This is a genomic window from Pseudomonas sp. C8002 (assembly GCF_013385765.1).
Lineage (GTDB): Bacteria > Pseudomonadota > Gammaproteobacteria > Pseudomonadales > Pseudomonadaceae > Aquipseudomonas.
Genome location: NZ_JACAPJ010000012.1, coordinates 77,131 through 98,898 on the forward strand (window position 1 = coordinate 77,131; position 21,768 = coordinate 98,898).

A 21,768-nucleotide genomic window follows, 5' to 3' on the forward strand; every position below is an offset into this window, starting at 1 on the left:
TTGACCGAGTCGTCTGGATAAGCACGGTCCCCTGTGGGAGCCGGGCTTGCCCGCGATGAGGCCGGTGCAGACGACTTAGAGTTCCGGCGTCCAGGTCACCCCGAACATCAGTGCCCGGCCTTCTTCCCGATAGCCATATTGCTGGCCTTGATACTGATACAGCGCCCGGCTGTAGTCCTTGTTCAGCAGGTTATCGAGCTTCATTTCCAGCGTGACTTCATGGTTCACCGCCCAACTGCCCCGTAGCCCCAGCAAGCCATACCCGCCCAGGCGTTGCTGGTTCGCCGCATCGTCGTAGCTGCTGCTGACCGCTTGCCAGCTGGCGCCGACGCCGAATTGATCGAATTGGCGATCCAGGTCCAGGCTCAGGGTGCGCCGGGCTCGACGTGCCAGTGTGCGCCCGGTGTCGCGGTCGCGTGGGTCGATCAATGCAACGGCGAGGCTGCTTTGCCAGCCGAACAGTTCTTGCTTGAGCGCCGCCTCGAAGCCGTTGATGCGTGCGGCGCTGACGTTTTGCGGGCCGTTGCTGGCAAACACGATCGCGTCCTGAATATCGGTGCGGTACAGCGAGGCTTCCAGTCGGCTGCTGTCGCTGAGCTGGCTGCGCCATTGCACTTCGTAGCTTTTCGATGTCTCGGGCTTGAGGTTCGGGTTACTGTTTTTGAAGCCGAATTCGTCCGGGTAGTAGAGGTCGTTGAACGTAGGCGCGCGGAAGCCTTCGCTGTAGCTCAGCAACAGATCATTGTCCGGGGTCAGCGGCAGGGTGAAGGTGCCGCTCCAACTGTTGTGGCCGCCGAACTGTTGGTTATCGTCGCGACGCAGGCCCAGTTCAGTGGAAAAGGACTGGGCTTGAAAACGGTGCTGGATAAACGCCGCTCGATTCCAGCGACTGTCTTCGGCGAACGCGGTGCTGCTGTTGACCTGGTCCTCGTACCAGTCGCCGCCCAGTATCAGGCTGTTCTGCTCATTGAGGGTCAGGTCGTTCTGCCAATTCAGTGAGTTGCGGTAAGTGTTGAACACGCTGCGTTCGGTGCTGAGCTTGTCCCGGGTTTCTTCGCGGTTTTCGCTGTGGCCCGCTTCCAGCCGGGACTTCCACGTGTCATTGATACGCGCGTCAACATAGGTGCTGACACTGCTCACGGTGAAGTGGGTGTAGGGCTTTTGCTGGAAGCTTTGGAAGGTGGTCGAATCGAAGCGACCGAACGGGTTGTCGAATTCGCTTTTGCCGCGGTTATCCAGCACGTTCACACCCGCTTCGAGGTCATCGTTGAAGGCATGGCTCAGGCTGAAACTGATGGCCTGGTTGCGATAGGCGTCATGGTCACGGTCGCTGGGATAGGAGTCGTACGTGCGATTGATTCCAGCCGTGTCATCCAGGCTGGCGCCGAGGTTGAAGCGAGTTTGCGCATCGCCGCCGGACAAGCCCAGGCTGCGTTCCCACGTCTGGTTGCTGCCAAATCCCACATGCAGGCGGGGTTGCAGGCCGGACTCGTTACCACGCCGGGTGAAAATCTGAATCACCCCGCCAATCGCATCGCTGCCGTAGATCACCGAGCGCGAACCACGCAGGACTTCTACGCGTTCGATCTGCTGGATGTTCAGGTGCTGCAGGTTACTGTCGCCGGAAGTCGAGTTGCCGATGCGCTGGCCGTCGACCAGCACCAGGCTCTGGGCCGACTTGGTGCCACGAATGTAGACGCTTGCCAGGCTGCCACGGCCACCGGCCTGTGAAACCTGCACGCCGGGCACGCGGCTGAGCAAGTCGGTCACGCTGGTGGGTTGCAGGCGGTCGATGTCGTCGCGGGTGAAGACGGTGTTGGCGGCGCTGCTGTCGTTGCGCGCCTGGACCTGGCGGTTGGCGCTGATCACCATGTCGGGCAGCTTGAGGGCTTGGTCGCGTTCGAAACTGTCGGCGAGCAGGTCGGTGGCGGGCAGTAACAGAAGGGGCAGGGCGAGGCGAAGGCGGTTCATGGGCTGTCCGTAGCATTTGAAGTTGGCATAAAACAAATGTGGGAGCGGGCTTACTCGCGAAGGCGCAGTGTCAGTCAATGCATCTGTCGACTGACCCAGCGCTTTCGCGAGCAAGCCCGCTCCCACATTTTTAATCGCGTTTCTACAGGCCCAGCAGGGCCATGCGCTGACGAACCGAAGCTTCAATCCCGGATTCATCCAGCCCGCACTCAGCCAGCATCTGCGCCGGCTTGGCATGCTCGACATACACATCCGGCAGGCCCAGGTGCAGCACCGACTTGAGGATATTCTCCCGTGCCAGGAACTCACTGACTGCCGCACCGGCGCCGCCCATGATGGCGTTTTCTTCGATGGTCACCAGCAGCTCATGGCTGCCGGCGATCTCGCGCACCAAGGCCTCGTCCAGTGGCTTGACGAAACGCATGTCTACCACCGTGGCGTCGATCTTCTCGGCCACTTTCAAGGCTTCAGCCAATTGCACGCCGAACACCAGCAAGGCAACGCCGCTGCCCTGGCGGCGGACGATACCCTTGCCGATTTCGATAGGCTCAAGGTCCTTTTCGATCACCGCATTCGGACCATTCCCCCGCGGATAGCGCACAGCCGCCGGGCCGTTGTACAGGTGGCCGGTGCTGAGCATCTTGCGCAGTTCGTTCTCGTCGCTCGGGGTCATCACCAGCATGCCGGGGATGCAGCGCAGGTACGAGAGGTCGAAGCTGCCGGCATGGGTCGGGCCGTCTTCGCCCACCAGGCCCGCACGGTCGATGGCGAACAGCACGTCGAGGTTCTGCACCGCGACGTCATGAATCAACTGGTCATAACCGCGTTGCAGGAACGTGGAGTAGATCGCTACCACCGGCTTGGCGCCTTCACAGGCCATGCCCGCGGCGAAGGTCACCGCATGTTGCTCGGCGATGGCCACGTCGAAATAGCGCAGCGGGAAACGCTCGCTGAACGCCACCAGGTCGGAACCTTCCTTCATCGCCGGGGTGATGCCCACCAGGCGCGGGTCGGCGGCGGCCATGTCACACAGCCATTCGCCGAACACACCGGAATACTTTGGCCCGCTGGGCTTCTTCGGCGCGGCGGCCGGGGCGTTCAGCGGTTCCAGCTTGGTGATCGCGTGGTAACCAATCGGGTCGACTTCCGCCGGGGCGAAGCCTTTGCCTTTCTTGGTCACGATATGCAGGAACTGCGGGCCTTTAAGGTCACGCATGTTGCGCAGGGTGGCGATCAGGGTTGGCAGGTCATGGCCGTCGATCGGGCCGATGTAGTTCCAACCCAACTCTTCGAACAGGGTGCCGGGAACCAGCATGCCCTTGGCATATTCTTCGGTACGACGGGCAATTTCCCACGCGCCGGGCAGACGCGAGAGCACCTTCTTGCTGCCTTCACGCATGCTTGCGTAGGTGCGGCTGGAAAGGATTTTTGCCAGGTAATTCGACAGGCCACCGACATTGCGCGAGATCGACATGTCGTTGTCGTTGAGGATCACCAGCATGTTGGCGTCCACTTCCGGTGCGTGGTTCAGCGCCTCGAAGGCCATGCCGGCGGTCAACGCGCCATCACCGATCACCGCAATCGCCTTGCGATCGCTGTTTTGCAGGCGGGCGGCAATCGCCATGCCCAGCGCTGCACTGATAGAGGTGCTGGAGTGGCCGACGCCAAAGGTGTCGTACTCGCTCTCGGAGCGGCGCGGGAAGGCGGCGATGCCATCCTTCTGGCGCAGTGTGGCCATGCGCTCGCGGCGTCCGGTGAGAATCTTGTGCGGATAGGCCTGATGACCCACGTCCCACACCAGCCGGTCGTCCGGAGTGTCGAATACGTAATGCAGCGCAATGGTCAGCTCGATGACGCCCAGGCCGGCACCGAAATGCCCACCGGTCTGGCCGACCGTGTAGAGCAATTCCAGGCGCAACTCATCGGCCAGGGTTTCCAGCTCGGCTTCACCCAGGCGGCGCAGGCCGGCTGGCGTGTTGGCACGGTCCAGCAGGGGCGTGGCCGGGCGCTTGCGGGGAATCTCTTGAAACGTCGTGGGCATCAGGCGAATCGTTATAGGTATAGAAGAGGCGGCAGTTTACCTCAAGCATCGCAAACTGCCCACGCAGAGCGCCGAACTTGGCTGATATGCGGTGGAAAAGGCCGCTGTTGTCAGTGGCGACGTTCGACGATATACCGCGCCAGGTCACGCAGTGGCTCGGCAGCCGCGTCGAAAGGTCGCAGGGCATCCAGGGCCTGGTCCCGCAGCTCCAGGGCGTACGCCTTGGCGGCTTCCAGCCCAAGAAGCGAAGGATAAGTCGGCTTGTCCCGTGCGATATCAGCACCCTGGCGCTTGCCGAGGGTCGCGGTATCGCTTTCAACGTCGAGAATATCGTCCTGCACCTGGAACGCCAGGCCGATGGCCCGCGCGTAGGTTTGCAGCGCCGCCAGTTGCGCAGCTTCGGCGAGGCCACTGGCCAGGGCGCCGAGGTGCACGGCGGCCTCGATCAGCGCGCCGGTCTTGTGGCGGTGCATGTATTCCAGGGCTTGTTGATCGAGCTTCAAACCGACCGAACCCAGGTCAATCGCCTGGCCGCCGACCATGCCGGCAGGCCCTGCGGCCAGCGCCAGCGCGGTAACCATGCGCAGACGGATCTCGGCGTTGACGCTGCTCAGGCGCGGGTCCAGCAGGGCGCTGAACGCCAGGCTTTGCAGGCCGTCACCGGCGAGAATCGCGCAGGCTTCATCAAAGGCTTTATGGGTAGTGGGCTGGCCGCGACGCAGATCGTCGTCGTCCATCGCCGGCAAATCGTCGTGTACCAGGGAGTAAGCGTGGATCAACTCCACCGCACAGGCGGCGCCGTTGGCTTCCTCCGCCTGGGCGCCGAGGGCTTCACAGGCCGCATAGGCGAGCAACGGGCGAACCCGCTTGCCACCGTTCATCACGCTGTAGCGCATGGCCTCATACAGGCGGTTCAGCTCAGGGCTGGGCGCGACAAACAGCGGTTCCAGCGCAGCATTGACCCGGGCCTGGCTGTCGGCCTGATAAGCGTCGATCATTCAGGCTGTTCCGCATCGAAAGGTTCTTCGGCCAACTCCCCATCGCGTTCCAGCAACACCTGGACCTTCTGCTCCGCCTGCGCCAGGGCGCTCTGGCAGTCGCGGGTCAGGCCGATGCCTTGCTCGAATGCGGTCAACGAGTCTTCCAGCGACAACTCGCCGTTCTCCATACGCTCGACCAGGGTTTGCAGGTCGGCGAGGGATTGTTCGAAATCGAGTGCAACTTTTTTGCGGGCCATGGCGGCTATTCCGGTAGACGGTAAACCGGCGCGACACTAGCAGACATGGGGGATTGGGGCAAATGAGTGGGGGGATTTGCCTTGAAAATCAATCGCCTTGAGTGTTGATTTGATAGCGGGTGCTGCGGCCGCCGCCGGGTAGCCGAACCAGGCAGTTTTTTTCCAGAAGATCGGCCAGATGTCGGGTCGCCGTGGCCTTGGACACTTTGGCCACCGCTTGATATTGGGCCGCGCTGATCCCGTGCTCAAAGCCCTTCTCGCCGCCGTCGAGCAAGCGATTCAAGACTTTTGTCTGCTCGGCGCTGAGTGCGTGGTCTCGATGCCGTTGCCAGAAGCGAGTTTTACCCAGCACCCGGTCGATCCGCGCCATCGCCTGCTGCAGGCTACGAAGCAGGGTTTGCAGGAACCACTCTAGCCAATCGGTGACATCCAGCGTGGCTTTTTGACTGGTTTCCAGTGCACGGTAATAGCCTGCCCGGTCTTCAAGGATGCTTGCCGACATGGCGTAGAAGCGGATCGCCTGGTTCTCCGCCTGGGCAAGCGCGAGGTCAGTAATAGCCCGCGTCAGACGACCGTTGCCATCATCGAAGGGGTGCAGGGTGACGAACCAGAAATGCGCCAGGCCTGCGCGGAGCAATGGGTCAAGGGCCGCATGATTCCGGCTGGCTTCAAACCATTCGATGAAATCGTCCAGCGACTGCTCCAGTCCTTGGCGGGGTGGTGCCTCGAAATGCACAGTGGGTCGGTCCAGTCGTCCCGACACAACCTGCATGGGCTCATCCCCCCTTAGCGCGCCTACGTTCAAGCCATGGGTGGAAAAGCGGGCTTCCTCGGCGGGAAACAACCATCGATGCCATTTGAATAGACGGGTGAGGGTAAACGGTTGAGCAAACTGTTGCGTGGCGTCCAGCATCAAGTCAGCCAGACCCTCGCTGCGTCGGCTCACTGAGCCGTCTTGCAATTGCTCCAGGCCCAGGCGTCGGGCCAAAGAGGAACGTACGGAACCCATATTCAGTTGCTCACCCTCGATTGCCGAGGAGGTCAGAATGTTTTGCAGCAACGCATCCAGTTCATTCTCTGAACTCTGGGCCTGGCTGACCGAACCGAGCATGCCCAGCAACTTTCCTTGCGCCTGCGTGCACTCGCGCAACAACGCTGCGAGGCGCTCTGGTTGCCAGTGAAAGTGCGGCCAGTCGGGTTGTTGCCAGATCCAGTTCGGGTGATCCATGGAGGCATGCTCGGTATGTGAGCCGAATAGAAGGCTTATTCGGCTCATTTGGTGAGCCGATTGTGTGAGCTATTCGGCTCACTGTCCAGTCAGATGCGCACATCAGGTACAGCGCCGCCTCATCACTGGCCAGCAGGATCGCCTGTTCCATAACCTTTGGCGCAGTACTCGCCAGCTCCATCGATTCGCTGGCTGTCGCCCCCAGGCTTTCAAACAGCTTGCCGGCGTCCTTGAAGATCTCCTGTACTTGCTTGATGGCGTCCCACACGCCGGTAATCGCCGTCCAACTTCCCGCCAGCACGCCATTGCCAATCGCGCTCGAAGTGGACCTTTCCCAGTGCGGCCGGAAACCACTCCATTACTTGCGAAGCTTTTTCTGTTCCGAGCCGCTGCCCGGTACTACGTAAAACAGCGATTCAGCTCATTGACGGCAGTGGCGTTTTCAGTGGTGCGGTGCATTGGCCCTGAGCATCCTTGAGACTGGCCTCAAATTCGACCAATCCCCCGTGCATCTTCTGCAGCGCTTCGATTTGCCTCACCAGTTCCTGCTTTTTGTTGGTGATTGCCTTGTCCGCCAGCTCCCAGGGCAACCCATCACCAGGATGCCCGCCCAGAATCGCCTGCAACTCCTTGAGCTTGAAACCCAACTGCTGGGCGCACTTGATGAACGTCAGCAGTTCGACACTTTGCGTGGAGTAAATCCGATAACGACCTTCCCGCTGCGGCGGCGGCAACAGGCCGATGGCCTCATAGTGACGAATCGCCTTGATGGTTGTGCCCGACAGTTGCGCGGCTTTGCCGATGTACATGAAAAGTCCTTTTCCCAAAGAGTGCGCCGGCCTGTTTCAGCCACTGTTCCCGCTGTGCTGGCGTAGAGCCAAGCACCGGCCCGAACTGCAACGTCTTGATCGGCTGGATGCCACAAAACTCCAGCGTTGTCTTGCGTATCTGGTGCAGCGCGGGCATGCGGTAGAACCACCTGTAATACCACGGCGGTGTGTCCAGGGTCACCAGCAAGTGCGCGGTTCTGCCCTTCAGGAGTTTGTCGGGGAAGGCCTTTCCCTTGCGGTATTTGAAGGCGAAACCGGATAGGAAAATTCGGTCGATAAAACCTTTCATCAACGCAGGGATTCCACCCCACCAGACGGGGAAAACAAACGTCAGGTGATTGGCCCACAGGATGTCGGATTGCGCGCTAATCAGGTCGGGTTCCAGAGGTTGGGCCTGGTTGTAGCCGTTGTGGAGGATGGGGTCGAAGGCCAGTTCACCCAGACGCAGGATGCGTACTTCGTGGCCGGCGTTTTTGGCGCTGGTGATGTAGGTGTCGGTGAGGGCCGAGCAGAAGCTGGTGCTGGAAGGGTGGCCGAGGATGACCAGGATGCGTTGGCTCATGGTGGTGCGGTCCTGAAAACTGGGGTTTCAGGGTGAGGTGTGACCTTAGGGGGAGAGTCAAGCGCTTGCTCTACGGTATGGGCAAGGGTAGGCGATCTGGCTGACCTAGCCCTGCCCGTGATAGTTAAACGCTGCCGACCGGCAGGAAGACCGGTACATTTTGTCCTGTCTCGCAGGTGTAGAAGGCGACCTTGAGTCGCTGGCCAATGCGCAGTTGTTGTGGGTCCTCGCAGTCTATTGCCGACAAAATCGTAGGGCCCTCGTTCAGGGTCACGTAGGCAATGCAGTGAACGTGGCCTTCTCGCCGACTGTAACTGAAGCTATACAGCGTCGCGTCGCCGCTGGCGACGATCCAGTCGGTGGACGTCGAGCCGGTAAACGGGCTGTGATCACGCGGGTAGTAGTAAGGCTTGCCGGTATCGAGGCAGCGGCGCAGCAGCAGTTTTCCTTGATTGGCGGCGTCCCAGAACGGCGCGCTTTCCGGGGTGATTTGAGGTGGTTTGAGGTGCATGTCAGAGTCGCTCAAGAATAAGGGTGGCACTGCCATGTCGTGAGCCCAGCAGGCCACCGGTGCCGTGAGCCAATGCCAAGGTGCAATCGGGCAACTGAACCGCCGGGTGGGCTTCACCGCGCAATTGGCGGACGGCTTCGATCAATTTGGTCATGCCGCCCCGGTTTCCCGGGTGATTGTTGCAGAGGCCGCCGCCATCGGTATTCACCGCCAGTGGGCCTTCGCCACTGATCAGCTTGCCATCGGCGACAAAGACGCCACCTTGGCCGGGTGGGCAAAATCCGAGGTTTTCCAGCTGGATCAATACGGTGATGGTGAAGCTGTCGTAGAGTGAGGCGTAGCGGATATCGCTGGGCTTGAGTCGAGCCTCGGCAAAGGCGTCAGCCCCGGACTGGATGCCGCCGCTGGAGAGCAGGTCGAAGTAGCCGCCGTTCAAATGGTTGACCGAATAGCCTGAGCCGATGGGTGTGATCAGCGGCCGCTTGAGTGCGCGGGCGATGGACGGATGCGCCAGTACCAGCGCTCCGCCGCCGTCGCTGATGACACAGCAGTCCAACCTGCGTAATGGGGCCGCGATCAGTGGCGAGTTCAGCACGTCTTCAACACTGACGACCTTGGGCAGCATCGCGTTGGGGTTGTACTGGGCATGGTGTGACGCAGCGACTTTGATCCAGGCCAGTTGCTCGGCGCTGGTGCCATGTTCGTGGCTGTGACGCATGGCGCACATGGCGTAGAGATTGGTCACGGCGGCGCCGTAGGGCATTTCAAATGGTGCTTCGCAGGCGCTCTGCGGTTGCTTGAGCTGACTGCTGTCCGGCCGCTGGCGCTCGGCGCGTGGACGTCCGGCCTGGGTAATCAGCGCCACCTTGCACCGGCCTTCGGCGATGGCACGTGTAGCCTGTGCAACGTGTTGGATGTAGGACGAACCCCAGCTTTCTGTGGTTTCTATGTGCCGAGGTTTGATGCCCAAATATTCGACCACGGAAAACGGGCCGACGCCTTGGGAGTCCCATCCCGGTACGTCTCCCGCGCAGAAGTAGCCGTCGACATCGTTGATGCTCAATCCTGCGTCGTCCAGGGCGCCGCGTGCGACGTCGGCATGCAGTTGGGCGAGGGAGCGGTCCACGGCGTGGCGGGTAGGGTGTTCATAAGCCCCGACGATAAACGCTTTTGCTTTAAGGCTCATGATTCGATGTCTCCCAGCGGTAAAGGCATTGGATAGTCGGTTTGCTGGCCTGCGTAATCGATAAAAAACGCCAATGCGTGCGGGTCTCGCATGGCACTTGGATTGGCCACTTTTGCCGGGTCATGGCCCATCAAAATCCGCCGCACTGGCACCTCCATTTTCTTTCCCGTCAACGTCGTGGGAATCATGGGCACCGCGTGTATGCGATCCGGGACATGTCGGCGTGTACAGGTTTGGCTCAGGCACTCGCTGATGTGCCGTTCAAGGCCTGCGTCCAACTGAATCCCAGGGCGTAGCTGGACAAACAGCGGCATGAAGAACCCACCTTCAGGCAAGTCCAGATTGACGATCAGCGAGTCCTCGATGGCCTCGATCTGTTCCAGCGCACGGTAGATTTCGGCGGTGCCGATACGCACGCCAAAGCGATTAAGCGTCGCGTCCGAGCGCCCCAGCACCTGGCAACCGCCACGGCCGTTGACCAGGAAGAAATCACCATGGCGCCATACGCCGGGCCAGGCCTGGAAATAGCTGTCGCGGTAACGCTCGCCGGTGGGATCGTTCCAGAAGTACACCGGCATCGAAGGCATTGGCGCCGTCACTGCCAACTCGCCGACTTGATCGATGGCGGCCTTGCCTTGGTCGTCGAATGCATGCGCCGCCACGCCCAGGGCACGTGCCTGGATTTCGCCGGCATACACGGCCAACGTGGGCACCCCACTGACCAGGCCGCTGCAGATATCGGTACCGCCGCTGCCGGTGGCGACCCATACGTCGGGTTTGAGGTGGCGATAGAACCAGGCATTGCACTCAGGTGAAACCGGTGACCCCACGGGCATGACAGTGCGCAGTGCCGAAAGATCGAAGCGCTGGCCGGGAACCACGCCCTGACGTTTCATCAGCTCGATGTAGGTGGGGCTGGTGCCGAAAAAACTCGCACGGCTGTCTTGCGCCACTTGCCATAACGTATCGGTGTTCGGCCAGGTGGGATGGCCGTCGTACAGCACTGGGCGTACGTCGCAGAGCAACGTGCAGAACAAGGTATTCCACATCATCCAGCCGGTGGTGGTGAAGAAGAACGCGGTATCGCCAGGGCGAAAATCCAGGTGCAGATGCAGGGCTTTCAATTGCTCCAGCAAAATGCCGCCATGGCTGTGCACGATCGCTTTGGGAAGCCCCGTGGTGCCGGAAGAAAACAGCACCCACAACGGGTGGTCGAAGGGCAGTTGCTCACACTGGAAGTCGGCGGCCGGGACGATCGGGCGAAGGTGCAGGTTGCGCCAATCGACTGCGCCCTGAACGGTGATCGACTCTTGGGGGAAGAGCGTGGGCAGCATGATCAATTGCTCGATACTGCCCAGCTCCCGAACGATCCGTTGGACCTGTTCACGACGGTCGAATGCTTTCCCACCATAGCGGTAACCGTCCACGGCGAAGAGCACCTTGGGTGCCAGTTGTCGGACCCGATCCAATACGCCATCGGCACCAAAGTCCGGTGAGCAACTCGACCAGATTGCCCCTATGGCAGCACTGGCACACAGGGCGATCATGGCTTCGGGGATATTAGGCAGGTAAGCCACAACCCGGTCGCCAGGTCTTATTCCCAGCTCGCGCAAATAAGTCGCCAGGGTGCGCACCTGGTTGGCGAAGTCGGGCCAGGGCATGCCTTGCAACGTATCGGTTTCACTCACGTACAGCAGGGCATCACTGTTTTCTCGCTCGTTACGCAGAATATGTTCGACGAAATTCAGCTGGGCCCCCGGAAACCACTGCGCCCCTGGCATCGTGCGGGCGCCCAGAACGGCGCGGGGAGGGCTGGAGGCCTGTACGTGGAAATGATCCCAGATGGATTGCCAGAAGGCGTCCAGGTCGTTGACGGACCAGCGCCACAAGGCGTGGTAATCGGTGAAGGTAATATCTCGTTCCTGCTGCAGCCAATTCAGGTAACGGGTAAGGCGGGCCTGTTGTATGTGCCCGGGGCTAGGCTGCCACAGCAGTTGCCCATGACGGACAGGATCAGAAAACGGGAAAGCGTTCGCCACGATAAAAGACCTCTGACGTTATTTTTATTAAGGGTCATTGGGTTTCATGCGTGACGGATCTTAATCATCAATTGTACGACGTACAATTGGTGGTTTTTCAGGTATCGATGAGTGACGTTTCTAGCGACGGGATGCCAGGGTTTCCAATCCGCAGATGATGGTCTCGACATAAAACGCGAAGCTGTCATCCAGCGCCGCTTGCACGCCGTTTTGCCAGCGCAGGCTGAAGCTGCGATTGCTCAACTGATCCATGTTCTGCGCCAGTGTCGGGTGTTGTTGCGGGTCGACTTGCTGAAGGCTCTGCTGGACCTGGTTTTGCCAGGCTTCTGTGTTTTCCGGCAGCGGTGCGAACTCCAGCGTAGTAAACCCGGTGAGGGCGGCAATGAAGGTGTTGTAGGCGCTTGCCAGTGTCGGCCCGTTGAAGCCGGCCTGTTGCAGGGCCGCCAGCACGCCTTCTACCAGTTTGAAGTCGGTGCGGGTATTGGAGACCAGTTGCGCACCGAGCAACGGCGCAATATTCGGATGTTGGTGCACGGCGTTGTGGCAATTGACCATGGCCGCACGCAAGTAGTCCTGCCAGCGTTCCTGGGGCTCGGGCGCCAAGTGTTCCAACACCTTGGCCAACACCTGGGCCAGCAGTAATTCCCGAGAAGAAACGTACCAGTAAATCGCCGTCGGATAGACGCCCAGGGCGCTGGCGAGAGTGCGCAGGCTGAATTTCTCCAGGCCTTCCTGATCAATCAGCTCAAGTGCCGCGGCGGTGATGATTTGGGCGGTCAACAGGTTTTTCGAATCCTCCCCAGCGCTTTTTTTACGCCGGCCTCGGGGGTTTGCGGTTTTGCTGGTCATGGGCCTTTCGTTCCGGCTGAGGGAAGGCGAAAGAATAGCGGCTAAGGGTTTTCCTGTCTCGGATACGAATCACGGTGGAGTGCCCAGGAGCATCGGGCTCCTGGGCCGGGCGGCCTCAGTCGCAAGGCAAAACAGCAGCGTAGCGATCGACAAAAGCCCGAGTGGCGGTGAGCAGGTGTAACAGTTCGTTGTCGGTCAGTGGCAAGCTCAGCGCGACCAACCCGCGCCGGGCGAGGTAGATGCCACTTTCGATCAGGTGGAAGAAATACAGGTCACGCAGGCGTTTTTGGTACTCGGATAACTCCATAGGGCGCTGCAGGTGCATGGCGGTGGGATGAAAATTCATCACCGAGCCTTGTCCTGTGAACTGCAGGGCGACAGGTGCCAGCACCTGATTGAGTTGCTGGCGTAATGCATCGCCTCGGGTATTGAGCGCAATGGCTGCCTCGCGGGTGAACACCTGCTCCAGGCCGGCGATGCCGGCGCTGAGCGTCATCACGTTATTGTTGAATGTCCCGGCATGGGGCAGGCGACCCAGGCGCGGATCGAACTGCGCCATGATTTCCCGGCGCCCCCCCAGCATTCCGCAAGGCATCCCGCCGCCCAAGTATTTACCCAGGGTGATCAGGTCAGGTTTGACCTCAAGCTTTTCCTGCAAACCTCCAGGCGCCAGGCGTGAAGTCATCACCTCGTCGAAGATCAGCAGCGCGCCATGGGCCCGGCTCATTTCGCGCAAACCTTGAAGAAAACCCGGCGCAGCGCAGATGCATCCGCCGGCACCAAGCATGGGCTCCACCAGGATCGCGGCAATTTTGCCGCGGTGCTGATGCATCAAGCGCTCGACACTGTGCAGGTCGTTATAGTCGGCTAGATAGACGCGATGGGGAACGTTCATTGCCGTCGCCGGTCCGGCGAAACTCATTACGCCTCCGTGGTATCCACCAGAAAAGGCAATGATTGCGCGACGGTCTGTGTAAGCAACTGCCGCCGCCAGTGCGAGCAGGTTCGCTTCGGTCCCCGAGTTGGTAAACCGCACCTGCTCGGCGCAATCGAAGCGCTCCACAATCAGTGTTGCCAGCCTGGCTTCCAGCTCGGTGTGGGCGCTGAGGTTCAGTCCTCGCGCCATCCCTTGTGACAGCGCATGCAGAATGACCGGGTGGGAGTGGCCATATAGCGCCGCCGTGTATTCGGCCAGGAAGTCGATATAGCGATGGCCGTCCATATCGGTGAGCAAGCAACCCGCGCCACTGGACATGGTCAGGGGAAACGGTTCGTAAAACAGCACCGAGCGTGTATTGCCACCGGGCATGACCCGGGCGGCCCATTCCAACTGGCGCGCACTATTGGGGTTGGCACGAGTGAAGCGCTCGACACACGCAGCCAGTTCGGTCTTGAGGGTGTTGCCGGTCATATTCAAGCTCCCTGCACGTCGCTGGCAGCTAATGACTGAGTGGGTTTCGGATACACCAGCATCAGCACCGCGAACCAGGCGAACGTCACATAGAAGGCTGCGCGGGTGTCCGGGTCCAGAGCCACCAACACGGCCAGCACCGCCAGAAAAGACAGCACCAGCACACTGCTGCCCATGGCCCACGGCATGCGATAGGCAACCCGAGGCAACTCACCCCGCTGAACTTTGCGGCGATACGCCATATGCGCAACGATGATCACCGCCCACACCCAGATCAACAGGCCCAATATCCCGGTAATCAGCAGGCCGAACAGACTCTCCGGAATCATGTAGTTGAGCAGCACACCCACCAATAACATCAGGGTCGAGACCATCAGACATCGAGCGGGAACCTGGCGCCGGCTCAACACCTGGAGGCTGCGTGGCGCCTGCTGGAAATGCGATAGCGAATACAGCATGCGACTCGTGGCAAACAGCCCGGTATTGCAGGATGACGCCAGCGCTGTGATCACCACAAAGTTCACCAGCCCCGCGGCCATTCCCAGACCGATGCTGTCGAACACCATGACAAACGGGCTTTGCCCGGTATTCAGCTGGTTCCACGGATACAGCGCCATGATGATCGCCATCGAGCCGACATAGAAAATGAACATGCGCCAAATGATGCTGTTGATCGCCTTGGGCAGCGTGCGCTCGGGGTTGGCCGTTTCAGCGGCCACCACACCGATCACTTCAACGCCGGCGAAGGCAAACGCCGCCACCGGAATCGCGTACAACAGGCCGCTCCAGCCGTGAGGTAAAACGCCTCCGTGGGTCCATAGGTTGGTAATGGACGGCGGTGTCTTCGCCGATGTTTCAAGGCCGAAAAACAAAATCACCAACCCCGCCACAATCAGCCCGACAATCGTTACCACTTTGATCAGCGCCAGCCAAAACTCCACCTCGCCAAACGCCTTGACTGTGAACAAATTAATCACCATCAGCACACCGGCCGTGACGAGTGCGGGAATCCACTGGGGCAGTTCCGGGAACCAATATTTCATCAGCAGGCCGATGCCGGTGACCTCAAGCACGCCCACCAGAATCCAGATCAACCAATACGACCACCCGGTAATAAAGCCGAAGCGCGGCCCGAGGAACTCCTCGGCAAAAGACGCAAAGGACCCGCTATTGGGTCGGTATAGAGACAACTCCCCCAGCGCCCGTGCGATCAGATAAATCATCAGCCCGCAAATGGCATAAGCCGCCAACAACGCAGGCCCGGCAGTGGCGATCGCCTTGCCAGACCCTAAAAATAACCCAGCACCAATCACCCCCCCGATGGCGATCAGCATGACGTGGCGTTCCTTGAGAGAAGTAGCAAGGCCCTGGTTGGACATGTTGCACATCATCATTCCCCTGGCTGCATTGCGCAGCGGTCATGAACGTTATCCGGCTTGGTGGCCGATTTTATTGTACGGTGTTCAATAGGCAGAATTCGGGCCAGAGCAGGGTGGGGTTGATGGTATGGAGGAGGGAGTCGGGGTTAAACATCCTGTTTAGATTGGTTTGTAGGATCGTTTCTGGATTTGTCAGACGGGAAGTTTGGGAAGTTGGATTGGCAGATACGGGGCGAGGTGTCACCCGATAACACATCTGATGTGTGGTGGTGGGGCGCTGATTTTTGATGGCCAGCAAGACAGATCCCTTTCCTTGGCAGGACGTTTCCTAGAGAATTCCAAGCGCTTGCGCCAGCAAAATCCCGCGACTAGTCTGCGTTCCGTCACTGCTTATTCGGTGATCGGGTTTAGTCGCCCGGATTCGATTGGCGCACGATCAGTTCATGAGTCAGGCCGTTTTTCGCCTGCACTTTTATGGTGGCTGTGCGCAGGGCGCCCTCGGGCGCGCCGGGTTTCCAATCGACCGGTCGACTAACCTGCGTACAGCTGCCACCTTCGTTTAGTCGCGAAGCGTGGTGGCTCCAAATGTTTGATTGGAGATTTACCATGGTCAAAGTTACCCCCGATCCACCCGCATTCCATAAAGCCTTACTCCGCGACACTGATGCCTCGCGTCGAGTGATCGATCACTACCTTAAAGCGCCGGACGCGCAGCCTTCACCCAACCCGTTTACCGTCGATGACGAACTGAGTTTCGAAGATGCCCTGGCCCATGCTGCCGAGTTATTGCATTGCGCCGTGGCGACCGCCCAGGCGTCGACCGAGCCGCTGAACGGCGCGCAGCGGGCGGTGATGCATTTGGTGGAGATGTCGAAGGTGGTGGTGGATAGGGCGTTGGATTGCTTGCAGCCGAGGTGAGGATCCTAAGCCGACACTGAGGTAACGATGCATTTGGTCAGCAACCTACTGACCAAATGCTAATCATCACGGCTCAGGGGCGCAGATCCCGGCAGACGATTGTCATCGAGTAAAGCTCTCCCCTCAGGCGTATGGCTTGAAGTCGTTGTTGTCGCGAGTGAGTAACTGCATCAGCTTGGGATGGATGAAGAGCTTTTCCTTGCCAACCTGAACCTCTTGCAGAACGCCGATGGCGACTAGTTCTTTGAGGTAACGGGAGGCTGCTTGACGCTGGGCAATCTGTTTGTCGACGACGTTGCTGATGCGGCAGTAGGGCTGTTCGAAAATGACGTCTACCAGCTCGCGGGAATAGGTTTTCGGCAACTGCTCACGAACAAACTGGGTGGTGTGCTCGGACAGGCTGCGAATAGCGGCAATTTTTGCACAAGTCCAGCGTGCTGTTTCTTCCACAGCGCTGAGCATGTACAGCAGCCAAGGCTCCCAGGCTTGTTCGCGAGTGACATCAAGCAACAGGCGGTAGTAATCGGCTCTATGGGCAATGATGTAACGGCTAAGGTAGAGAATCGGTAGATTCAGCAGGCCTTCCTGGATCAGGTACAGGGTGTTGAGCACTCGCCCGGTACGGCCATTGCCGTCGGTGAATGGGTGAATGGCTTCGAATTGATAGTGACTAACCGCCATACGTACTAATGGATCCAGGTCGGTCTCGTTGTGCAGGAAGCGCTCCCAGTTGGCGAGCATGTCACGTAAGCGATCTTCGCCTTCCGGTGGGGTATAGATGATCTCGCCGGTTCGGTCGTTGGCTAGCTGGACTCCTGGCACCCGGCGTATATCCATGTTCACGCCTTTAAGCGTGCGGCAGATTTCGACTGCAGTACCGCTGGAGAGTGGGCGGTCGGCCAACGATTGATAACCTTTCTGCAGGGCTTTGCGGTAGCGCAGTGCTTCCTTGGTCGCTGGGTCTGCGTGGCTATCTCCATCCTGAGCATGCTGAAAGAGCAAATCCGTGGTGGTGACGATACTTTCGATCTCTGAGCTGTCCTTGGCCTCCAGCAATGGAATGGTGTTGATCAGCATTGTCTGGTTAGGGATCAGCTCAGCCGCTTGCTTCAATTCGGCCAGGGCTGTGCGGGCCTCAATGCAGCGTTTGAGCACTGCATGGGTTTCCAGAACAGTTGCCGGTGGCAAAGTGGGAAGCTGGTTGTAGGGCTTGTCAGCCTGCCAGGGAAGGTGGGATGCGGTCATGGATGGGGCTCGGTCTTTGACTTATCCGTCTAAAGGTAAGAGGGGCTCATCAGGGCGCCCTTTCGTGGCGTCAGTGTAAACATGCGTGCACTACGTGTCGCTATATTTTGATTTCTGCGACACGTCTTGATGTCATGTCGTTGGTAACGACAGGTATGCGAAACGTGTTCTTGGAACGGGCTTTTAGCGACGTATCAGGCGAATGTCCTGAGGATGGAAAAGACGGCTTGCGTGCCTTGGAGCGGTTGGCGCGTTCTCAAATAGCTCGATGCCTGGCAGGTGTAGCGCATTTCTTCCAGGCATTAAAAAGCCGGCTTGTGGCCGGCTTCTCGGGGACTGGTTCAGCTTATTTTTGGTAAACCTCACCAGCCTTCAAATCGTTCACCCAGGCTCGCACCCAGATGATAAGGGGCATCAGCGGGAACTCCTCCGCATCGCCAGGCAGGGCGGACCGGCTTCACGCCAACCCCCTGCCAAATGTGCGGCGGATAATACCCATATTCGCCTCAATTTCCCAGCTCCGGATCCGATTTAGAGCCTTCGTAGCCCAATAAATGCGCATCCAGCGGCACCGGCGGGCGACGGTTATTCAGTGTTGCCCACCAGAACACCCAACCCAGAATCTCAAAGTTCTGCTCATGCCGCTGCTCATAGGTCAAAAACTCGTCCGGATGCTCGGCGCTGTTGTGGCTACGCATCCGCAGGCCACCTCCTGGACGGTTGTAGAGGTATTTGATCCGCAGCATTCCGTCGTGCTCTACCGCGTAGATTTCGCCATCGATGATCTGTTTGCGACCACAGTCGATGGCAAGGGTACTTCCGTCCTGGATGATGTCGATCATGCTGTTGCCGACCATGTAGGCCCCGAGCGCCCGCTCCGGGCTTACACCGATGGCTTCAAGGGTGTGCAGGGAGAGGCGGATGCTTTCGGTCGAGGTGAAGGTGGGGTGGAGGGGGATCTCCACGTCGATTTTTACCGGGCCCGAGACCGGGTGGGTGATGTAGTTGCCGCTGGTCTCGCGGGCGATACGGTGGGAGGTGTCTGCATCGGATCCTTCCAGCAGGTAGTTGGCGGGTGGATGTTTGGGGCCTTCGCCTGTGCGCAGCCAACGGCTGGTGACGCACAACAATTCTGCGAACTCGTTGAGCCGGCCCATGGGGACGCCGCGTTTGAACCAGTTGTTTACGTGTTGAGGCGTAACATCGCGGTTCTTGGCGAAGTCGGAAGCGGAAAGATGGACTTCCCGTAATAGCGCTCTTAAGCGATCACCTGATGTATTCATAAACGCAGAGTTTACTGGCCGTAAAATCAGATCAAATAAACCATGCGTTGAGTTGCTGTATGTAGGTGTTTCCTTATCGCAGGACTATTCTGCTAGTTGATTAAGCTAGTTAAACAATTGCTGTAAATATGTTTATTAAAGTAGGCGGATGTTTATGTTTTTCCCACAAAAAAAGCCCCGATTAATCGGGGCTTTTTCAGAGCGAATAGCGGTATCAGCCTTTGTAGGCAGCGACCGACTTCAGGATCTCGGCGCGGGCGGCGTCTGCGTTGCCCCAACCGTCGATCTTCACCCATTTGCCTTTTTCGAGGTCTTTGTAGTTCTCGAAGAAGTGTTTGATCTGTTCCAGCAGCAGTGGCGGCAGATCGGTGTATTCCTTCACGTCGACATACAGCTGGGACAGCTTGTCGTGTGGTACTGCGATAACTTTGGCATCGCCGCCGCCGTCGTCAGTCATGTTCAGGATGCCGACCGGGCGGGCGCGGATAACCGAGCCTGGGGTAACCGGGTAAGGGGTCACGACCAGCACGTCGAGGGGGTCACCGTCGTCTGCCAGGGTGTTGGGGATGAAACCGTAGTTGGCCGGGTAGAACATCGGGGTGGCCATGAAACGGTCAACGAACAGGCAGTCGCTGTCTTTGTCGATTTCGTATTTGATCGGCGCGTGGTTGGCCGGAATCTCGATGGCGACGTAGATGTCGTTCGGCAGGTCTTTGCCAGCCGGAATCTTGCTGTAGCTCATTGGGCGTTGCCCCCGTAGTTGGCCATGGAACATGGCCGGATTGGCCTAAAAGTGGCGGCGATTATAGGCATATTCTGACGCCGATGCCATGCGTCAGACGTCGTAGGGCGCTTGGCGTTCCGTCTGATACCGCACGTCGCCGGCCTGCAGTTGGTGCAGGCGCGCCAGGGGATCCTGACGGTAGAAGTGGCTCAGTTGCTCGTACACCTGTGGATAACTGCTGACCAGTAAATCCGGGGCACTGAAGAAATATTCGCTGGTGACGGCAAAGAACTCGGCCGGGTTTTCCGCGGCGTAGGGGTCGATGGCCGTTTCGGCGTCAGGGTTGCGGTCGAGCTGGCGGTTGAGGTCGTCGAAGGCGCTTTGCATGACGCTGGCCCATTTCTGCACGCGCATGTCGTGGTGCAACGGTGGCAGGCCGTTGGCGTCGCCGTTGAGCATGTCCAGCTTGTGGGCCAGTTCGTGGATCACCAGGTTGTAGCCTTCCCAGTTGCCGCTGGCCAGTACGCCGGGCCACGCAAGGATCACCGGGCCCTGTTGCCAGGCTTCGCCGCTGTGCTCGCCGTCCCACTCGTGTTCCACGCCGCTGGCGTCGCGATGGCGCTGCGGGCTGAGGAAGTCGTCGGGGTACAGCACGATCTCGTGGAAGCCCTGGTACCAGTCGAGGTCGCCAAGGTTCATCAGCGGCAGCTGTGCCTGGGCGGCGAGCAGCAGGCGCTGTTCCTGGTGCAGTTCGACGCCGGGCAGGGCGGTGAGGTGTTTTTCGGCGAGGAACACCACGCAGGCTTCCCGCAGCCACTGGTCTTGCTCGGCAGTGATGCCGTCGAGGAACGTCAGGTGGTGGCGCACCCGTTGCCACGTTTCATCGGCAATCGGGTGCTTGGCCAGCAGGCGCCGGCGACGCCAGGCGCTGAGGGACCACATAGCCGGTTACTGCGGCTTTGCTTCGGAAGAGCTGCGGCCGAAGCGGCTGCGGAACACGCCGATGATCATCGGTACCAGCGACAGCAGGATGATGAACACCACCAGCAGCGACAGGTTTTTCTTGATGAACGGCACGTTGCCGAAGAAGTAGCCCAGGGTTACCAGGCCGCCGACCCAGAGGACGGTGCCGAACACGCTGAAACCGAAGAAGCGCGGGTAAGGCATTTTCGCGATACCGGCGACGAACGGCGCAAACGTGCGCAGGATCGGCAGGAAGCGCGCCAGGGTCACGGTTTTGCCGCCGTGCTTGTCGTAGAAGTCGTGGGTTTTTTGCAGGTAGTCGCGGCGGAAGATCTTCGAGTTGGGGTTGCTGAACAAGCGTTCCCCGGCCGTTCGTCCGATCACGTAGTTGGTACTGTCACCCAGGATGGCCGCGAGCATAAGCAGGCCGCCCAGCAATATCGGGTCCATGCCGCCGCCCGCTGCAACAGCGCCGGCGATGAACAGTAAGGAATCACCCGGCAGAAACGGCATGACCACCAGGCCGGTTTCGCAAAAGATAACCAGGAACAGAATGGCGTAGATCCACACTCCGTAGTTTCTCACCAGCATGTCGAGGTACACGTCGAGATGCAGGATAAGGTCGAGCGGGTTGAAATCCATGGAGGGCACCTGTGTGAATGGCCTGGCTCAGCGGGCCTGTGCGGAGGCTTCGGGTAATAAGGGCTACAAGGTAGTGGCGTATTTCTTACGACCCTGAAAGGTCCGCATTATACGGATAGAGTTGTGAAAAGCGTGCTGGTTTTGTAGCGGGGAATGTCGCGAAAGCGATCTGATTGTAGACACAGCGTCAGTGTGGGAGGGGGCTCCCACAACAGATGTATGAGGTTTGGTTAATAGTTGTCAGTCATCGCTGATCGCAAGCACGTAGTTCTTGAACTCGGTGTCTTCCCGAAAACCGATGGACTCATAGGTTTTCTGCGCCACCTGGTTGTCACTGCTGGTGGACACACGCAGGCGCACGGCTTGAGTTTCCTTGGCCATCTTCTTCGCGGTACGCATCAGGTTGTCGGCCACCAACTGCCGGCGTGCGTCTTCGGCGACGTAGATGTCGTTGAGGATCCACACCCGCTTGAGGGACAACGATGAAAAGCTTGGATACAGCTGGCAAAAGCCAAGCAGTTTCTTGTCGTCATCGTCGGCCAGCGCCAGGTAGATCACGGACTCCTTGCGGCGCAGGCGTTTTTCCAGGAAGGCGCGGCTCGAATCAGGAAACGGCAGCGCGCCGTAAAACTCGCGGTATTTGACGAAAAGCGGGGTCAACAGGTCCAGGTGTTCCAGGGTCGCTTGAGTAATCCGCATGCCAGGCCTCAACTTCCAAATGGGGTATGACCACACAAGCGGCCGTGTCT

General features: G+C 59.3%; 20 protein-coding genes. 1 reads left to right on the plus strand and 19 read right to left on the minus strand.

From position 1 onward, the window contains the following. Nucleotides 1-75: 75 nt before the first annotated feature. The 13 genes from HX814_RS18145 to HX814_RS18205 all read right to left on the minus strand — a co-directional run bounded on the left by HX814_RS18145 (nucleotide 76) and on the right by HX814_RS18205 (nucleotide 15,199). A complete protein-coding gene (locus HX814_RS18145) occupies nucleotides 76-1,971 on the minus strand; it encodes a TonB-dependent receptor domain-containing protein (protein ID WP_177008872.1) in 1,896 nt (631 codons plus the stop codon). 142 nt (nucleotides 1,972-2,113) lie between these two features. Further along, nucleotides 2,114-4,012: a 1-deoxy-D-xylulose-5-phosphate synthase gene (gene dxs / locus HX814_RS18150; RefSeq protein ID WP_008436502.1), complete on the minus strand. Its 1,899-nt coding sequence runs from the start codon at nucleotides 4,010-4,012 to the stop codon at nucleotides 2,114-2,116. A gap of 110 nt (nucleotides 4,013-4,122) precedes the next feature. Beyond that, nucleotides 4,123-5,010 carry a (2E,6E)-farnesyl diphosphate synthase gene (ispA, locus tag HX814_RS18155; protein WP_177008871.1) on the minus strand — a complete coding sequence of 296 codons (888 nt, stop codon included), beginning with the start codon at nucleotides 5,008-5,010 and terminating at the stop codon, nucleotides 4,123-4,125. Next, a complete protein-coding gene (locus HX814_RS18160) occupies nucleotides 5,007-5,249 on the minus strand; it encodes an exodeoxyribonuclease VII small subunit (RefSeq protein ID WP_003209964.1) in 243 nt (80 codons plus the stop codon). The genes ispA and HX814_RS18160 overlap by 4 nt, the downstream gene beginning before the upstream one ends. An 88-nt stretch (nucleotides 5,250-5,337) precedes the next feature. Then, nucleotides 5,338-6,477, minus strand: a complete 1,140-nt coding sequence (locus tag HX814_RS18165) for a Fic family protein (protein WP_177008870.1) — start codon at nucleotides 6,475-6,477, stop codon at nucleotides 5,338-5,340. A gap of 416 nt (nucleotides 6,478-6,893) precedes the next feature. Further along, complete coding sequence (locus HX814_RS18170; RefSeq protein ID WP_177008869.1) at nucleotides 6,894-7,286, minus strand: MerR family transcriptional regulator; 393 nt, start codon at nucleotides 7,284-7,286, stop codon at nucleotides 6,894-6,896. Then, on the minus strand, nucleotides 7,225-7,869 hold the full coding sequence (locus tag HX814_RS18175) for an NAD(P)H-dependent oxidoreductase (RefSeq protein ID WP_177008868.1): 645 nt from the start codon (nucleotides 7,867-7,869) through the stop codon (nucleotides 7,225-7,227). Before HX814_RS18175 ends, HX814_RS18170 begins: the two co-directional genes overlap by 62 nt. A gap of 124 nt (nucleotides 7,870-7,993) precedes the next feature. Further along, nucleotides 7,994-8,380 carry a Zn-ribbon domain-containing OB-fold protein gene (locus HX814_RS18180; protein ID WP_177008867.1) on the minus strand — a complete coding sequence of 129 codons (387 nt, stop codon included), beginning with the start codon at nucleotides 8,378-8,380 and terminating at the stop codon, nucleotides 7,994-7,996. A 1-nt stretch (nucleotide 8,381) separates the two neighbouring features. Next, the gene (locus HX814_RS18185; protein ID WP_008436509.1) at nucleotides 8,382-9,566 is read right to left on the minus strand and encodes a thiolase domain-containing protein; all 1,185 of its coding nucleotides are present in this window, start codon (nucleotides 9,564-9,566) and stop codon (nucleotides 8,382-8,384) included. Further along, nucleotides 9,563-11,605 carry an acetoacetate--CoA ligase gene (locus tag HX814_RS18190; protein WP_177008866.1) on the minus strand — a complete coding sequence of 681 codons (2,043 nt, stop codon included), beginning with the start codon at nucleotides 11,603-11,605 and terminating at the stop codon, nucleotides 9,563-9,565. The genes HX814_RS18185 and HX814_RS18190 overlap by 4 nt, the downstream gene beginning before the upstream one ends. A gap of 120 nt (nucleotides 11,606-11,725) precedes the next feature. Continuing rightward, on the minus strand, nucleotides 11,726-12,454 hold the full coding sequence (locus tag HX814_RS18195; RefSeq protein ID WP_177008865.1) for a TetR/AcrR family transcriptional regulator C-terminal domain-containing protein: 729 nt from the start codon (nucleotides 12,452-12,454) through the stop codon (nucleotides 11,726-11,728). A 115-nt stretch (nucleotides 12,455-12,569) separates the two neighbouring features. Next, a complete protein-coding gene (locus HX814_RS18200) occupies nucleotides 12,570-13,865 on the minus strand; it encodes an aspartate aminotransferase family protein (protein ID WP_008436512.1) in 1,296 nt (431 codons plus the stop codon). Between the two features lie 2 nt (nucleotides 13,866-13,867). Then, a complete protein-coding gene (locus tag HX814_RS18205) occupies nucleotides 13,868-15,199 on the minus strand; it encodes an amino acid permease (protein WP_177008864.1) in 1,332 nt (443 codons plus the stop codon). Nucleotides 15,200-15,850: 651 nt separating this feature from the next. Here HX814_RS18205 and HX814_RS18210 point away from each other — a divergent pair. After that, nucleotides 15,851-16,162, plus strand: coding sequence for a DUF6124 family protein (locus tag HX814_RS18210; protein ID WP_003219377.1), 312 nt, complete (start codon nucleotides 15,851-15,853; stop codon nucleotides 16,160-16,162). 123 nt (nucleotides 16,163-16,285) lie between these two features. On the opposite strand, the gene fic is transcribed toward HX814_RS18210, so the two are convergent. The 6 genes from fic to HX814_RS18240 all read right to left on the minus strand — a co-directional run bounded on the left by fic (nucleotide 16,286) and on the right by HX814_RS18240 (nucleotide 21,718). Then, the gene (gene fic, locus HX814_RS18215; protein ID WP_177008863.1) at nucleotides 16,286-17,407 is read right to left on the minus strand and encodes a protein adenylyltransferase Fic; all 1,122 of its coding nucleotides are present in this window, start codon (nucleotides 17,405-17,407) and stop codon (nucleotides 16,286-16,288) included. Nucleotides 17,408-17,913: 506 nt separating this feature from the next. After that, nucleotides 17,914-18,690 (minus strand): XRE family transcriptional regulator, encoded by a 777-nt coding sequence (locus tag HX814_RS18220; protein WP_087692357.1) that lies wholly within the window; start codon nucleotides 18,688-18,690, stop codon nucleotides 17,914-17,916. A 214-nt stretch (nucleotides 18,691-18,904) separates the two neighbouring features. After that, nucleotides 18,905-19,432 carry an inorganic diphosphatase gene (gene ppa, locus HX814_RS18225; protein ID WP_003219382.1) on the minus strand — a complete coding sequence of 176 codons (528 nt, stop codon included), beginning with the start codon at nucleotides 19,430-19,432 and terminating at the stop codon, nucleotides 18,905-18,907. Nucleotides 19,433-19,525: 93 nt separating this feature from the next. Further along, the gene (locus tag HX814_RS18230; RefSeq protein ID WP_177008862.1) at nucleotides 19,526-20,356 is read right to left on the minus strand and encodes a zinc-dependent peptidase; all 831 of its coding nucleotides are present in this window, start codon (nucleotides 20,354-20,356) and stop codon (nucleotides 19,526-19,528) included. A gap of 6 nt (nucleotides 20,357-20,362) precedes the next feature. After that, on the minus strand, nucleotides 20,363-21,019 hold the full coding sequence (locus tag HX814_RS18235; RefSeq protein WP_177008861.1) for a DedA family protein: 657 nt from the start codon (nucleotides 21,017-21,019) through the stop codon (nucleotides 20,363-20,365). Between the two features lie 240 nt (nucleotides 21,020-21,259). After that, complete coding sequence (locus HX814_RS18240) at nucleotides 21,260-21,718, minus strand: N-acetyltransferase (protein WP_003219389.1); 459 nt, start codon at nucleotides 21,716-21,718, stop codon at nucleotides 21,260-21,262. Nucleotides 21,719-21,768 lie beyond the last annotated feature (50 nt).

What these genes read in the sequence shown, in the direction of transcription:
- ppa (WP_003219382.1), bottom strand. Translation starts at nt 19,432, where the DNA reads ATGAGCTACAGCAAGATTCCGGCTGGCAAAGACCTGCCGAACGACATC.
- HX814_RS18175 (WP_177008868.1), bottom strand. Translation starts at nt 7,869, where the DNA reads ATGAGCCAACGCATCCTGGTCATCCTCGGCCACCCTTCCAGCACCAGC.
- HX814_RS18230 (WP_177008862.1), bottom strand. Translation starts at nt 20,356, where the DNA reads ATGTGGTCCCTCAGCGCCTGGCGTCGCCGGCGCCTGCTGGCCAAGCAC.
- HX814_RS18180 (WP_177008867.1), bottom strand. Translation starts at nt 8,380, where the DNA reads ATGCACCTCAAACCACCTCAAATCACCCCGGAAAGCGCGCCGTTCTGG.
- HX814_RS18170 (WP_177008869.1), bottom strand. Translation starts at nt 7,286, where the DNA reads ATGTACATCGGCAAAGCCGCGCAACTGTCGGGCACAACCATCAAGGCG.
- HX814_RS18200 (WP_008436512.1), bottom strand. Translation starts at nt 13,865, where the DNA reads ATGACCGGCAACACCCTCAAGACCGAACTGGCTGCGTGTGTCGAGCGC.
- HX814_RS18210 (WP_003219377.1), top strand. Translation starts at nt 15,851, where the DNA reads ATGGTCAAAGTTACCCCCGATCCACCCGCATTCCATAAAGCCTTACTC.
- HX814_RS18185 (WP_008436509.1), bottom strand. Translation starts at nt 9,566, where the DNA reads ATGAGCCTTAAAGCAAAAGCGTTTATCGTCGGGGCTTATGAACACCCT.
- HX814_RS18235 (WP_177008861.1), bottom strand. Translation starts at nt 21,019, where the DNA reads ATGGATTTCAACCCGCTCGACCTTATCCTGCATCTCGACGTGTACCTC.
- HX814_RS18195 (WP_177008865.1), bottom strand. Translation starts at nt 12,454, where the DNA reads ATGACCAGCAAAACCGCAAACCCCCGAGGCCGGCGTAAAAAAAGCGCT.
- HX814_RS18205 (WP_177008864.1), bottom strand. Translation starts at nt 15,199, where the DNA reads ATGCTGATCGCCATCGGGGGGGTGATTGGTGCTGGGTTATTTTTAGGG.
- HX814_RS18165 (WP_177008870.1), bottom strand. Translation starts at nt 6,477, where the DNA reads ATGGATCACCCGAACTGGATCTGGCAACAACCCGACTGGCCGCACTTT.
- HX814_RS18220 (WP_087692357.1), bottom strand. Translation starts at nt 18,690, where the DNA reads ATGAATACATCAGGTGATCGCTTAAGAGCGCTATTACGGGAAGTCCAT.
- HX814_RS18160 (WP_003209964.1), bottom strand. Translation starts at nt 5,249, where the DNA reads ATGGCCCGCAAAAAAGTTGCACTCGATTTCGAACAATCCCTCGCCGAC.
- HX814_RS18240 (WP_003219389.1), bottom strand. Translation starts at nt 21,718, where the DNA reads ATGCGGATTACTCAAGCGACCCTGGAACACCTGGACCTGTTGACCCCG.
- dxs (WP_008436502.1), bottom strand. Translation starts at nt 4,012, where the DNA reads ATGCCCACGACGTTTCAAGAGATTCCCCGCAAGCGCCCGGCCACGCCC.
- ispA (WP_177008871.1), bottom strand. Translation starts at nt 5,010, where the DNA reads ATGATCGACGCTTATCAGGCCGACAGCCAGGCCCGGGTCAATGCTGCG.
- fic (WP_177008863.1), bottom strand. Translation starts at nt 17,407, where the DNA reads ATGACCGCATCCCACCTTCCCTGGCAGGCTGACAAGCCCTACAACCAG.
- HX814_RS18145 (WP_177008872.1), bottom strand. Translation starts at nt 1,971, where the DNA reads ATGAACCGCCTTCGCCTCGCCCTGCCCCTTCTGTTACTGCCCGCCACC.